We start from the raw sequence: 14773 nt of genomic DNA on the forward strand, positions 1-14773 counted from the left end.
GAAAGAGGTGTAAAATATTTTGATTGGCTAAAAAATTAACCCCCGCCGGTGTAAAGAGTTTTATCAGATGAAATTTTAATAGAAAAAGGATGTAGTTAAATTATAATTGTAGAGAATTGATACATATAATAGCTTAAAAAGTTTAAAAAATAGAGTAATCTACTCATTTATAAATATAAGTAGACTACTCCAAAATATTAGTCTTGCAATTCAATATTTTCCATAGAAATAGAATTATTTTCCTCACTTGCTTCTTTCAAATACGTTGAAGGAGGGATGCCAAATTCTTTCTTGAAGCAATTTCTAAAGTATTTTAAATCATTGAATCCCACTTCATAAGTGACATCACTGACGCTGTATCGTCCTAATTTTAACATCTGAGCGGCTCTTTTCAATCGGATATTTCTAATAAACCCTTTTGCTGTTTGTCCAGTTAATGCTTTTAGCTTCTGATTTAGGCGAATTGGTGTAGCACCATACTCTGTCGCTAATTTATCTACTGTGAATTCCGAATCCGAGATATTTTCTTCGACAATACTTACAAGTTTCTTTAAGAACTTCTCATCAATAGAGGTAAAAGTGATTTCACTAGGGGTGACATCTACTTTAGTTCTGAATTTTTTCTGTTGATTCTTTCTGTTCTCTATTAAAGCATGGATTCTTGCTAAAAGAACGTCAGAGTTAAATGGTTTTGTGACGTAAGCGTCAACTCCATATTCATACCCTTTCAATTTACTATCTTCCGAGTTTTTCGCTGTTAGTAAAATGATAGGTAAATGACATAATTGGTCATCATCTCTAATGCTTTTTGTTAGCTCATAACCATCCATAATAGGCATCATGATATCAGAAAGAACCAAATTAGGCATCACTTCTTTGGCTTTATGTAAACCTTTTTGACCATCTTCGGCAGTATAGACTTCATAGTCGTCTTCCAGTAATCCTTTTAATAGGTCTCTAATGGAGTGGTTGTCATCAATAACCAAGATTTTTTGTTTTGCCGATACATCCAATTCATCTTCTTCCTGAGCATTTTGCTCTTCTTCATTGGTAGCAACAGGGGCAAGATCAACAATTTCTTCAGGAGAAAATGCATCTCTTTCCAATGGGAATTCTAAAGTGAAAGTGGTGCCAATATTCACAGTGCTTTCCACATTAATAGTACCATGATGAAGATCCACAAGACTTTTTGTAAAGGCCAATCCAATACCTGTACCTCTATTTTTTGCTGTTTTAAGGTTAGAAACTTGGTAAAAGCGATTGAATAGATAATCTAATTTTTCTGCTGAAATACCAATACCAGTATCCTTTAATTGAATAATGGCTTTATTGTCTTTTTGAGTGATGGATAATTTAATTTCACCATTATATGTGAATTTAAATGCATTGGATAATAAGTTATATAAGATCTTTTCCAATTTATCATGATCCATAAATCCATGAATATCGTTTTCTGGTCTTTCAATAACGAAAGCGATATTTTCATGTTCAGCAAATTCTTTAAAAGAATAATATACTTGTTCGATAAAAGTAGACCAGTTTCCTCTCGACAACTGTAACTTCATCTGTCCTTGTTCTACTTTTCTAAAGTCTAACAATTGATTGACTAAGCGCATCAAGTGTTCTACATTCTTAAAAATTAACTGATAGCTCTTTTCTCTCTCACTCGCAGAGAGCAAACTTCCTTTTTTGATAAGTTGCTCAATAGGAGTGTGGATCAATGTTAGGGGAGTTCTTAACTCATGAGAGATGTTAGTAAAAAACTGAAGTTTCAACTGACTTAAGTCTTCTAGTTTTTCTCTCTCAAACTTCTCCATTTCTAGTTGACTCTTTTTTCTCGCTGTAATAATTGAGTAACGAGAGAAGAAGAAAATCGCTGCAACTAGGATACCGAAGTAGATAATTTTTGCCCACCAGCTCATCCACCAAGGAGGAAGTACAGTTACTTTCAGCTCTATAGGGTTAGGGTTCCAGATATTGTCCGCATTCGATGCTTTTACTAGCAAAGTATATTCTCCTGGAGAAAGGTTAGTATATTTTGCCTCTCTTTGTTCTACATCAGCCACAATCCAATTGTCATCAAAACCAACCAATTTGTACTTGTAATGATTGTTTTCGGATGCTCCATAATGTAAGGATGCAAATTTTACCGAAAAACTATTCTGATCATGGTGAAGCTCAATGGCTTCAGTATTTTGTAATGCCGCTTTAAGTATCAGGTTACCGTCAAACTCATCGTAAGTATGGATCTCTTTATTGAGTACCTTCAATTGTGTAAAGATCACATTGGCAATTGTATTGTCATCTATAATTTCATGAGGTTTGAAGATATTAATACCATTCACCCCACCAAAAAGCAGTTCTCCATTGTTTAGTTTAAAGGCAGATAATTCACCAAATTCATCATCTTGCAAACCGTCTGTAACATCGAAGTTTTTAATGCTTCTGTTTTCTAAGTTTATTTTACTTAACCCTTTATTACTCGCTACCCATAGATTACCATAATCATCTTCTAAAATAGATTTGATAACATTACTCGGTAAACCATCATTAGTGGAGAGCTTGCTAAAAGTAATATGTTGAACATCAGATTTTTTTGGTTCATAGATATTTAAACCGCCGCCCATAGTTCCAATCCAAATCTGTCCGTTGGAAGCTTCGAAAATAGGAAGAACATAGTTATAACTTAAGCTACTGTTATCATCGTCGATGTGTTGAATCACCTGAAAACGAGGTTTTTCTTTATTTTTTTCTTCTCTAGAAACAAAGACAACTCCTTGGTTTGTACCTACCCATAAATTACCATGACTGTCTATCATTAGACTTCTGATAATTTCAATTCGATCGTCATCATTGTCTAATATTTCAGGATAAGACCAAACCATTTTTTTTCCTTCTAAATGACCTCTGATCAAGCCTCCACCATATGTGGCTAACCAAAGAATTGAGTCTCCATCATTTTGCACATCGAACGTTGAATTACTATGAGTATCTGGGTGCAATACATATTTTGAAGATTTGACATTCAGTTGAAGTGCCTCCTTGATATCAATGGCAAGTGTTTTTAAGGGATAGCCGATACCAAAAATTAATTGATCTTGGAATTGATCAATGGCGTAAACTACATTTTGTGATTTCTTATTGGGAGCAACATTAATTTCCTTAATTTCATTATTATCAATAACGTTAATGCCTGCACCTTCAGTACCGATCCAAATTCTATCGAATTCATCTTGGTATACACCTCTAATTTTATTGTAAGTAAGGTCAGAACTGCGTTCTCCTTTTTTGATATGTCTAAATTTCTTTCTTCTTGGGTTATACTTATTGATACCACTACCGTTTGTACCAATCCAAATTACACCTAACTGATCTTTGTACAACGCAGTGATGATATTAGAGTTGACAAATTGGTTATTATGGCTGTTTTGATAGCCGATAACATCCAAAGAGTTACGCATGTCATCAAATTTCAATTGATATAAACCATCGCTTGTTCCTGCCCAAATGATTCCGTTATCGTCACTTAGCAGACATTCTGATTTAATATCACTTACTTTCTTGAACTCTCCTTTACTATCACCAATTCCTTTTACTTTTAGCTGGTAAATACCATCAAAATAAGAGACCAATAAACAGTTTTGACCTTCGATAACAGAGAGTACACTATTTTCTTCAGACTTATTGAATCGTTTGAATATACTGTATTGTCCTTTCTCGTCGGGGTTAATTAAGAGTTGAATCCCTCTTTTACTGCCAACCCATAAGTTGCCATAATGGTCTACAAATAGGTTAGTGATATAATTGGATAAAATGCTTTCATGATTATGTGGGTTATGATAGAATTTTTCGACGACAATCTTTTCATCGTTAATATGTTGATGAAGAACTTTATTTAGACCTTTTGAATTACCAAACCATAAGTTACCACTTGGGTCTTTTACTAGATTGGTGATATTATTATGAGTGATTAGTTTCGGCGATGTCTTTGTATTGGCAAAGAATGAAAACTTTTCTGTTTCCAGGTTAAACCTAAAAAGGCCAGCATCGGTAGAACCTATCCATAGGTTACCATAGTTGTCCTCACAAATCGAATTGATCAAATTTGATGGTAGACCATGGGTGTCCATTCTATAGTTTTTAAACTCATATCCATCAAACCTGCTAAAGCCATCGTTAGTGCCAATCCACATTAACCCAGACTTATCTTGAAAGATACAGTTCACATCATTTTGCGACAGACCTTGTTTGGTTGTGTAATGAGAGAATACAATATCCTTGTTAATAGCATATGAAATAGTTCCTTGTAAACAAGCGCCTACTACAAACAGAAAGATACGGAGTAGTGCTTTGGTTTTTAGAGATAGTAATTCCATGTTATTGTGTAATCAAGTAATAATTCAATTTCATAAAAGTCTTTTAAGTCTCTTCGACTAGTCCAAAAAATTCGTGTACAAATTACACAAAAATAATCCGTCAATAGCTACTCTGTTGGGGGAAAAATTAAAATACCCCCTTTAAATGCGAAAATAATTTTCCTTGATAATTACAAAAATACGGCCATTGCATTGAATAGAGCGGGTTAAGGTATAATAGTAACCCGTACGCAGCCCTTTTGGGGTAACAAACATAAAAGTGGATATTGTTAGGGGGTGAAAAATTCATTTTGATGAAATATTTTGCAAAATCAGGACTCTATTCTTTGAAGTGTAATTATGACCCCTCTATTTCAAATTATAATTTCCAAGTCCTCTTCTTTAGATCCGATAAATTTGAAGTATTGATGTGGCGATCACATTTGATAACAAGTCAGATTGATAAGTATTACTATATATATAAAGAAAGAAGTATGAGAAATGTAATTATATTCATTACGGCTGTCTTTCTCGGATCTTGTTCTGTACAAAAAGATAACAAGGTTTCTAACAGAGAAGTTTTTGAGCCAAATTGGGAGTCTCTCCAACAGTATGATGTGCCAGATTGGTTCCAAGATGCAAAGCTAGGTATCTTTATTCATTGGGGTGCTTATTCGGTACCAGCATACGGTTCAGAATGGTATCCACGATTAATGTATATGGATAGTGTGGAGTGGGGACCCAACGGTGACACTAAGAAGATTGGGGCAACGAATATGAACCAATATCATGTTGAGCACTTTGGTTCATTAGATAAATTTGGCTACAAGGACTTTATCCCAATGTTTAAAGGAGAGAATTTTAATGCTTCGGAATGGGTAGATATCTTTGAGAAGTCAGGAGCAAAATATATTGTACCTGTGGCAGAGCATCATGATGGTTTCGCTATGTATAAATCCAATCATACACGATGGAATGCTGTTGATATGGGGCCTAAAAAAGATATCCTTGGAGAATTAACTAAGGAAGCAAGAAGAAGAGATATTAAAATTGGAGCATCATCACATTATGCTTTTAATTGGAATTACTTTACCTATAAAAAAGGATTCGACACAATGAATCCTGAATATAGTGATTTATATAGCCGACCTCATGATCATTATGCACCAGCAGACCAAGAATTTCTAACACATTGGTGGAACAGAACGGTGGATATTATCGATAATTACCAACCAGATATTTTATGGTTTGATTTCTATATCGATAGAGAAGAGTTTATGCCTTACCACCCTAAATTAGCTGCATATTACTACAATAAAGGAATTGAGTGGAAGAAGGACGTAGTGTTACAGACTAAAAATTTCAAGATGGTTACCTTCCCAGAAGGGACGCATGTACTGGATATTGAAAGAGGTAAAATGTCTGATATAAGCCCTAGAGTATGGCAAACGGATACGTCTATTGGAAAAAATTCTTGGGGTTATGTGACGAATTGGGAATCGAAAGATGCCAATACAATTATCGATGACCTTGTAGATATTGTTAGTAAAAATGGTTGTCTATTATTAAATGTAGGACCTAAAGCAGACGGTACAATTCCAGAAGATCAAGTAGCAATATTGATGGAAATAGGTGAGTGGCTATCTGTAAACGGAAAGGCGATTTATGGTTCAAGACCTTGGGAAATCTATGGAGATGGACCAACACAGGTAGCAACAGGACATCACACAGAAGGAAAAAATAAAGAGTTAACAGCAAATGATTTTCGTTTTACGACTAATAATGGAAAACTATATGCGATCTCAATGGCTTGGGCCAATAATGGAAAAGTGAAGATTCCTGTATTGAAAACATCTTCGCAATACATTTCCTCTGGTATCAAAAACATTAAGTTATTAGGACATAAAAAATCGTTGGATTTTACACAGAATGATAAAAATTTAGTGATTCAGTTACCAAAAGAGAAACCATGTAACCATGCGTTCGTTTTTGAAATTGAATTTGAAGACAAAGATCAAATAGCATTACAGTAAAATAGTAATTTTAATAGTAACTGAAAGCTGTTCCTCCAATAGAGAACAGCTTTTTTTAATATATAAATAATATGAAAAAACTAATCTTACTCTCCCTAATGGTCATCAGTCAAGGCTTAGCACATGGCCAAGATCAAAGGAGTACTAAAACTAAAGTAACCGTAGAACCTTTAACCAAAGTAGCTTATGAGGGTGTTTCTACTTTTGAAAGAAAGAGGTACATCAATGTGCATTCAAATTATGAACATATCCCTAAAGAATTTCGAGACTATCTGTATGATAGTTTGGGGGTATCAGATGGACGTAGATTTGGCTTAGGAACTCCTTCGAATAAGCTAAGTCAGACCAATCATAAACACCCAGGAACTTTCTCTAAGAAAGCATTTGAGAAGGAGATGAAAAGTATTCATAAAAAGGGTAGAGACTATCGTTTTGAAGAAGAGATGATTGTTACTTCTCATCCTGGTTCGTACTTTCCTGTAGGTAATTTTGTGATGACTTCTCCTAAGAAAAATCTTGTAGGAATAGAGGCAATCAATGCTTACTATGTAGGGAGAATGAGTGAGAAAAATATCACAAAAGGATACGTAGAGCTCCTAAATGAACCATTTGTACATGATCGTTCTATGCATACGACCGTAGATACAATCATAGAGATGTATTCGACAACTGCTAAAGCAATCCATAAAAAATATCCTAAAGTAAGAGTGGGTGGCCCTGGACATGCATGGCCTGCTTATGAATTGAATGATTTTCAAATTTGGAAAGAACGTATGGGTAGTTTTATCGAGAAAGCAGGTAAGGAAATGGACTTTTTATCCGTTCATTTATACTCTACTTATTATGACGATAAAGCCAGTTATAGAGCAGGTGCAAATGCAGAAGCTATTCTAGATCTTATTGAAGCTAAATCAAAAGAAGTAACAGCTACTTTTAAGCCTATGGTGATCTCAGAATATGGAGCAGGATTTAAGAAAGGAACTAAAATTAGAGAAGACTATTTTGCTCAAAGAGATTGGTTTATCATGCATGCTGTAAATTCTAAAATGTTTCAGTTTATTCAGCGTCCACATGTTATTCAAAAAGCGGTACCTTTTATTTGTGGTACAGCTACTTGGTATGATTCTCCTTACCCTTATCCATTTGTATTATTTCATGAACAGGAGAATGGAGGGTTTAAGATAACCCATTTAATGAAGTTCTATGAATTTTGGAAGGGAATTGAAGGGGATTATGTATATACAAAGTCTAATAATGCTGATATTCAGTCTTTTTCTTTGAGAAAGGAGAACAAGACTTATATCTGTTTTGATAATCTTGAAGACAAAAAACAACCTCTTGGTTTATCCGTTTTAGATTTGAATAAAAAGGATATTTCATCGATAAAAGTAAGACGATTATACTCTCTAGGACAAGCACCTATTCTCGAAGAAAAATTAGTCGATGATATCTCACAACTTACACTTTACCCTGATGAGACAATGATCATTATTTTAGAGGAGAAAGAAACAGAAAAGTGGAGTTCGGTAGTAGATGTTAGCCAAGAGTATCATCAAGATTTAATCACGAAAATTGATAAAAAGGGTAAAGAATTTACTTTTACTACAGACACTGATAACTTGGCTTTTGTTCAATTATGCCTAGGTGTTTCTAAACCAATTTCTCTTAATGAAGTTCCTGTAATTGTATTAAATGGCCAAAAATTAATATATGACCCCAATGAAATGGGTAGAACCCAAGACTTTAAAGAGTTAACTTTTGAGGGAGCTGAAGAACCGAAAGTAAAGCGGCCTCAACAACAAAATTTCTTTGGTGTTTATAAGATAGATTTACCTCAAAAATTATTGAAAAAGAAGAATATTGTTACAGTATCTTTTGAGGGAGGCGAAGGCTTCGTTTCTACTTTTAAGGTTGTTTCTGGACATAGAAGAAACCTTGAAAACTAGGTGACTCTAGTGATATTGTACTTTTTTAAAGATAGGATATCACTTGGTTAAGTCCTGATTAGAAAACTACATTAAAGTAGCCGAATATTTACACACAAAACTAAAAATCCTAGAAAATCCAATCGTATTTTTCTAGGGTTTTTAGTTGAAATATTACATAAAACTGTCATCACCCACTCATTTATTATCTCTCCTAACACTTTGAAAACTAACTAATAATCAATATTTTGAGTGAATATTTAAATTTAATGTGATAACCCATAAATTCGAAAACGTCAGCACCCAGGATTTTTGTTGATATTACTGACCCAAGTCTGATATATCGAATATATATATACTAGAATTTATCAATTCTTAAAAGTTTGATAGCATAGACCACTAACCACTCAATTGAAGTGGATGATATTGGAAGCTTATCAAGTCCTAGAAATAATTGCTATTGATCCCTAAATGTAAAGGAACAATGAAAATGAATAATACACTCTAAATTGATATTGACCCTGAATACTATTAATTAACACTAATATGATACAACCCGTAATACCAAAGAACGAACTTGAAAGATTAGAAGAATTAAAATCTTATTCCATTTTAGATACATTGGAAGAAGATGATTACGATAACCTAACAGCCATAGCCAGTGAAATTTGTCAGACGCCAATTTCATTGGTTAGTCTTGTTGATGATAAACGCCAATGGTTTAAATCTCACCATGGAATTGATGCAGATCATACTCCAAAAGAAGTTGCCTTCTGTGCACACGCTATCAATAAGCCAAAAGAAGTATTGATTGTCAATGATTCAAGAGAAGATGTTCGTTTTCATGACAATCCATTAGTGGTAGGAGAGACCAAAGTGATATTTTATGCCGGAGTTCCCTTAGTTTCTGAAAAAGGATTACCTATGGGAACGTTGTGCGTCATTGATCATCAACCTAGAGAATTATCATCCTCTCAGGTAGCAACGCTAAGAGCTTTAGGACAGCAAGTAATGCGACTAATGGAGTTGAGAAAAAGTAAGAAGATATTAACTCAAACAGTACTTACCTTAGAAGAAAAAAATAAAGAATTAGATAAGTTTGCCTATGTCGCTGCCCATGACTTAAAATCTCCTTTAAACAACATACTAAACATCTCAGAATTATTATCAGAACAGTATGGAGCTACTTTAGATATTACTGGAAATAAGCTGATTGGACACATCATTGAGTCTTCAAAAAAATTACGCACACTAATCGTAGATATTTTAAACTATAGTAAGAATCAGCATCTCATTAAAGATAAAAAAGACTTTGTGACCTTTAAGGATATTAAAAATAGTGTTCAAGATTATTTCTTTAATGATTTTAGTACAGCTATTTCTTTTAACACTGATGTAGATGAATTGTTAATCAATAAAACGGCTCTGGACCAAGTGTTGATTAACATTATTTCGAATGCGATCAAATACAATGACAAAGACTTAATAAAGATAGAAATTGGACTTTCCGAAACCGATAGGTATTATCAATTTTATGTAAGAGACAACGGTTCTGGGATCGATGAAAAAGATCAAAAGGAAATCTTTGAATTATTTAAAGTTATTTCATCGCAAGATCGATTTGGATCTTCTGGAAATGGTATTGGATTGGCGACAGTAAAAAAGATTGTCCAAGCCTTGGGTGGAGAAATTTGTTTAGAGTCAGAAAAGAATGTTGGAACGACTTTCCATTTTAGTATTGAAAAGTAAAAATTAAGAAGTTATAAGTGATCATCTACCATTATTTTTATCAGTTAAATCTTATAAAAATGTAAAAAGGAATATTGTATGTCATCAGTATAGGACTTTCGTAAGAAATATTGTTTTTTATCCTATTTTAAGCCATATTTATACTCTAGGAGTCATTGTATAATAGGCGTTATATGAGGTTAATTTTTATACTAATTTTTTTCATTACTTTTCTTGTTCAGCTTCAGGCAAATCCTCTAAAATTGGAGAAATTTACGGGTTCAGTAACTAACATCATTCAAGATAAAGAAGGCTATTTATGGTTTACATCATGGGATGGTTTATATAAATTCGATGGATACGAGATTACCGTATTCGGAGAAAGAAACTATCAGCCTTTATTGGATAAAAAGATTGCCACCATAATGGAACATTCTAATGGGCAGTTATGGATTGGTACAGACAATAACGGCATTTTTATTTATGATAAGAAGTCGGATAGTTTTGAACACCTTACTCAGAATTCAGAATCTGCAAGAACATTAGATATTCAAAGAATCACTTCATTCTCTGAAGACGATTACGGCAATGTATGGATTGGTACGCAGGGAAATGGATTGGTATTTTATAATATCAGTGACAAGATATTTACAGAGTATACCCAAAAAGAATTTGGTAGTATCTTTAATGCCCAACTTTTTCAAGACTTGGTAGTGTCAGTTCACTACGATGCGAATGGATATATTTGGTTTGGTACCATGCAAGGCCTGGGATGTATGGACATTAAAACAAAAGAAGTATTCTTACTTTCAGGAAAAGAATATATTGGTGTATACAGTATCTACCAAACAGAGGATAACGATATTTGGTGCTCGAATATGCAAGGACTATTTACGGTATCTTTCAAAAATAAATCATTACGAGGTGAGATTATTACGGAGTTACTCAGTAACAAGAAGTCTTATATCAAGAAATCGTATTCTGATGAGGATAGACTTTGGTTTATGACTGCCAATCAAATTTATGCAATTGATCTAAAAACAAAGCAGATTCAAGATGTTGAAGAGTTTAAAACTAATACTTCATTCTCTGCTATTTTTGAAGATCAAGCAGGTGTACTTTGGGTAGGAACCCATTTTGGTGTTTATTCATTAGATCTTTTTAAGAAACCAATCCAGCCTTTACTTAATGAGATTATTGATCCTGTAGCTGCTATTGAAGAAATCGATCAAAAAATATGGCTAGGTACTATTGATGGTAAATTGTACTACGAAAAAGATAAAACAATTACAGGAGCTTCTAATTATGTACAACATCAACATCGTTTTGAGCAAATTACAGGTATAGCGGAATATGATAATTCTACTTGGGTTTCGACTGCCGGAAAAGGTGTAGTCCACCTTGATAATACTTCTGCAAAAATTATCCATCAATATACTACTCAGAAAGAAATTGTAAACCTCTTTGTGATGTCTGTTGCAAAGAGTAATTATGATAATAGCCTTTGGATTGGATTTTGGGATTCAGGCATTTCATACTATGATAAAGAACTAGACCGATTTGCGTCTCTTAATACAGGAAAAGGAAGAGAATTGTTGAGTATGCCCATTGTAAAGATCTACCCTGAAAAGGAGGGGGAACTTTGGATTGGTACAAGAGGAAAAGGGTTATGGAATGTGAAGTATAACAAGGATTATGTAATCACTGATGTAGAGCAATTTAATGTACAAACGCCTACTATGAATACATCCTTGATTTCAGATATTGTTGAAAAAGATCATAAAACGTTATTGGTAGCAACGGAAAACGGTCTCTTTGAATTTATAAAAAACAGGAAAAGTTTCTCTCAAAAAAACGTTCCTGCCAAACTATTAAAAGCCACTATTAGTAGTATTGTCAAAACACCTAATAATAAAATTTGGGGAACCACACTAACCAATGCTTTTGAGTGGAAAGATGGAAATTATTTCACTTACAGTACAGAAGATGGACTACTTAATGAAAGATATTACAACAAATCGAAGAAGCTAACTTCTAAAGGAAATATCCTATTGGGTGGTGAAAAAGGGGTTGACATGCTAAAAGTGCCAGATTTTATTGAGAATCCTTATAAAGTTGAACCTGTTATTTCTCGTTTTTATTTGAACGAAAGAGAAATCCATCCACAGGAAAAAATCGATGCAAAAGTGATCCTTAAGGATGAAATCAATAAAACAGAGGAGCTCTTTTTGACACATGATCAAAATTCATTCTCTTTCTATTTATCTACCTTAAATTATTCAAAAGGGGAGAAGAAAGTGTTTAGGTATATATTGGAAAACCTAGATAAAGAATGGGTACAAACTACAGAAGATAAACATATCATTTCTTATAATGGATTGATGCCTGGTAAATACCAATTAAAGATAAAAGCAGCCAATGTCGATGGTATTTGGAGTGATGAAGTAAAAACACTAACCATCAATATTAGTCCGATTTGGTATAAATCTACCTTGGCATATATCTTCTATCTTGTGATGTTTATTGGGCTGATTACGTACATAATGATGTGGTGGAGACGTAAAGTTCATAAAGCCAATGAAGAAAAATATGAACATCTTAAAATGAGAGATGAAAAGGTAGAATACGAGAGAAAGGTAAACTTTTTTACAAATCTATCGCATGAGTTACGTACTCCACTTACCCTTGTATTAGGTCCTATCGAACAAATTGCAAAAAACAATACGGTACAATCAGCACTTCAGGAGCCCTTAGGGATTGCCTACCGAAATGCCCAAAGATTATTACGTTTAACAGATCAGTTGATGTTTTTGACCAAAAGTCAACATGGTCAGATGCATTTAAACATCAAATTAGAGAATACAAATACTGTAATAAAAGATGCTACAGATGCTTTCAAGCATATCGCAAAGCGTAAAAAGATAAACTATACGATTAACTTCCTCGATACACTTCAAGAAAACATCTACCTAGATAAAGTGATGTTAGAGGCGGTGATGTACAACATTTTATCGAATGCCTTCAAATATAACGTAGATAATGGCGGGGTATGGGTGAATGTTTCTACTGTTGATTTTGAATCGATACAAAACAAATTGTACAATTATACAGGGAATGCTCCATCAAAATATTCTAACCGTTATTTAAGTGTTGAAATTAAAGACTCGGGAATTGGTATCAATAAAGAGGACATTGAAATTATCTTCGATCGTTTCTATCAAGTAAAGTCTAATACTGATACAGGTTCCGGAATAGGTTTAGCATTTTCTAAGTCCATTATTGAAGCCATGAAAGGGATCATCTATGTAGAAAGTGAACTTTCATTGGGCTCAAAATTCACATTGTATATCCCTTCAGATGACGATTTCTATTCTTCAGAAGAAAAGAAAAATGAGTCTAGTGAGTTGGTATCGAAGCTTCTTTATTCAGAAACTGAAAAGTTAGAGTTTGTGAAGAAGTCCAATGAAGAAGTGGTAAGTGAGAAGGTGGATAAAGAAGAGCTTATTTTAATTGTTGAAAAATCGAATGAGATTAGAGAGTACATTGCGAGTATTTTAGAAAAAGAGTATAAAATCATGTACGCCGAAAACGGTTTAGATGCTTATGAGAAAATGCTGAAATACTATCCATCATTAGTGATTTCTGAAATCTACTTAGAGGGACTCGATGGACTACAACTTTCAGGAAAAATTAAATCGGGTGAGAAAACGAAAAATACACCAATTATCCTTCTGTCATCTAACCCAGATACTCAAGAACGAATTAAAGCATTAGAAGCCGGAGCAGATTCATTTATTGCAAAACCATTTTCTCCAAAACATATGGAGGTAAGGGTGAACCAATTATTGAAATCGAGATCGAATATCTTATCTTCTGACAAAACAAGTAAGAAGACGAAGAAAAAGACGAATCAAAAAGCTGAAATATCTTTTGAGGATCAAACAAGAAAAATCATCGAACGAAATATTTCAGAAGCAGAATTCTCAGTGCCTGAATTAGCAAAAGAAATGGATATGAGTAATATTCAGTTTTACAGAAAAATGAAGGCCGAAACAGGGATGCCTCCTGTGGAATTTGTAAGGAATATTCGATTACAAAAAGCTTTGGAGTTACTCAAAACATCAGAATTGAATATTTCTGAAATCGCTTATGAAGTTGGTTTTAATGACCCTCAATATTTCAGGAAATCATTCAAAAAGCAATTTGGTCAGACGCCAACACAGTATCGTAAACCGATTAAAAATTAAAAGAAGGATAAATGTATTACAATTTACTGTTGTTATTTTGTTTGTCCTCAATACCATTATTTGCTCAAGAAAAGGCGAAGTGTGTATCAACATATGATGCTGAATTAGGGGAAGAGGTTTATGAATACTTAGATGAACCTGCGACAACTAAAGGTGGATCATCTAAACTTTTTAGCACACTGGCAAAGAATATTAAGTACCCAACTGAAGCCAAGAGAATGAGACTTGAAGGTAAATTGTATATTGATTTTGTAGTGACAAAAAAAGGGAAGGTGGCGAATCTAAAAGTAAGTATTGGAGATGTTCCACTGGATGATACAGAATCTGTTTATCGGGTGCTTTCCAATGAAGAATGGATTATAGGAAAATGTAATGGTAAACATGTAGCTACAAAATTAAAAATTGTAATAACCATTTGCCTTGGATAGAAAGAGGTAAAAGAAAAGGCCCCAATCAAAAAAATGATTGGGGCCTTTATTATAAAC

General features: G+C 33.7%; 6 protein-coding genes. 5 read left to right on the forward strand and 1 reads right to left on the reverse strand.

Annotated elements, in window-relative coordinates; all coding sequences use genetic code 11:
* Positions 1-197 precede the first annotated feature (197 nt).
* Positions 198-4376, reverse strand: a complete 4179-nt coding sequence (locus QL232_RS15790; protein ID WP_281614822.1) for a two-component regulator propeller domain-containing protein — start codon at positions 4374-4376, stop codon at positions 198-200.
* A gap of 473 nt (positions 4377-4849) precedes the next feature.
* Between QL232_RS15790 and QL232_RS15795 the strand changes: the two genes are divergently transcribed.
* The 5 genes from QL232_RS15795 (at position 4850) to QL232_RS15815 (ending at position 14716) form a co-directional block, all read left to right on the forward strand.
* The gene (locus QL232_RS15795; RefSeq protein ID WP_281614823.1) at positions 4850-6388 is read left to right on the forward strand and encodes an alpha-L-fucosidase; all 1539 of its coding nucleotides are present in this window, start codon (positions 4850-4852) and stop codon (positions 6386-6388) included.
* A 71-nt stretch (positions 6389-6459) separates the two neighbouring features.
* On the forward strand, positions 6460-8334 hold the full coding sequence (locus QL232_RS15800) for a hypothetical protein (RefSeq protein ID WP_281614824.1): 1875 nt from the start codon (positions 6460-6462) through the stop codon (positions 8332-8334).
* A gap of 525 nt (positions 8335-8859) precedes the next feature.
* Positions 8860-10062 (forward strand): ATP-binding protein, encoded by a 1203-nt coding sequence (locus tag QL232_RS15805; RefSeq protein ID WP_281614825.1) that lies wholly within the window; start codon positions 8860-8862, stop codon positions 10060-10062.
* 242 nt (positions 10063-10304) lie between these two features.
* The gene (locus QL232_RS15810) at positions 10305-14288 is read left to right on the forward strand and encodes a two-component regulator propeller domain-containing protein (RefSeq protein ID WP_281614826.1); all 3984 of its coding nucleotides are present in this window, start codon (positions 10305-10307) and stop codon (positions 14286-14288) included.
* 11 nt (positions 14289-14299) lie between these two features.
* On the forward strand, positions 14300-14716 hold the full coding sequence (locus QL232_RS15815) for an energy transducer TonB (RefSeq protein ID WP_281614827.1): 417 nt from the start codon (positions 14300-14302) through the stop codon (positions 14714-14716).
* Positions 14717-14773: the final 57 nt, after the last annotated feature.

The sequence above is a fragment of the Flammeovirga sp. SubArs3 genome, from assembly GCF_947387565.1.
In the GTDB taxonomy this organism is placed as follows: Bacteria; Bacteroidota; Bacteroidia; order Cytophagales; family Flammeovirgaceae; genus Flammeovirga; species Flammeovirga agarivorans.

Bases quoted from the DNA above. Each gene is read 5' to 3' on its own strand.
- QL232_RS15805 (WP_281614825.1), top strand. From the start codon at position 8,860: ATGATACAACCCGTAATACCAAAGAACGAACTTGAAAGATTAGAAGAA.
- QL232_RS15815 (WP_281614827.1), top strand. From the start codon at position 14,300: ATGTATTACAATTTACTGTTGTTATTTTGTTTGTCCTCAATACCATTA.
- QL232_RS15795 (WP_281614823.1), top strand. From the start codon at position 4,850: ATGAGAAATGTAATTATATTCATTACGGCTGTCTTTCTCGGATCTTGT.
- QL232_RS15800 (WP_281614824.1), top strand. From the start codon at position 6,460: ATGAAAAAACTAATCTTACTCTCCCTAATGGTCATCAGTCAAGGCTTA.
- QL232_RS15790 (WP_281614822.1), bottom strand. From the start codon at position 4,376: ATGGAATTACTATCTCTAAAAACCAAAGCACTACTCCGTATCTTTCTG.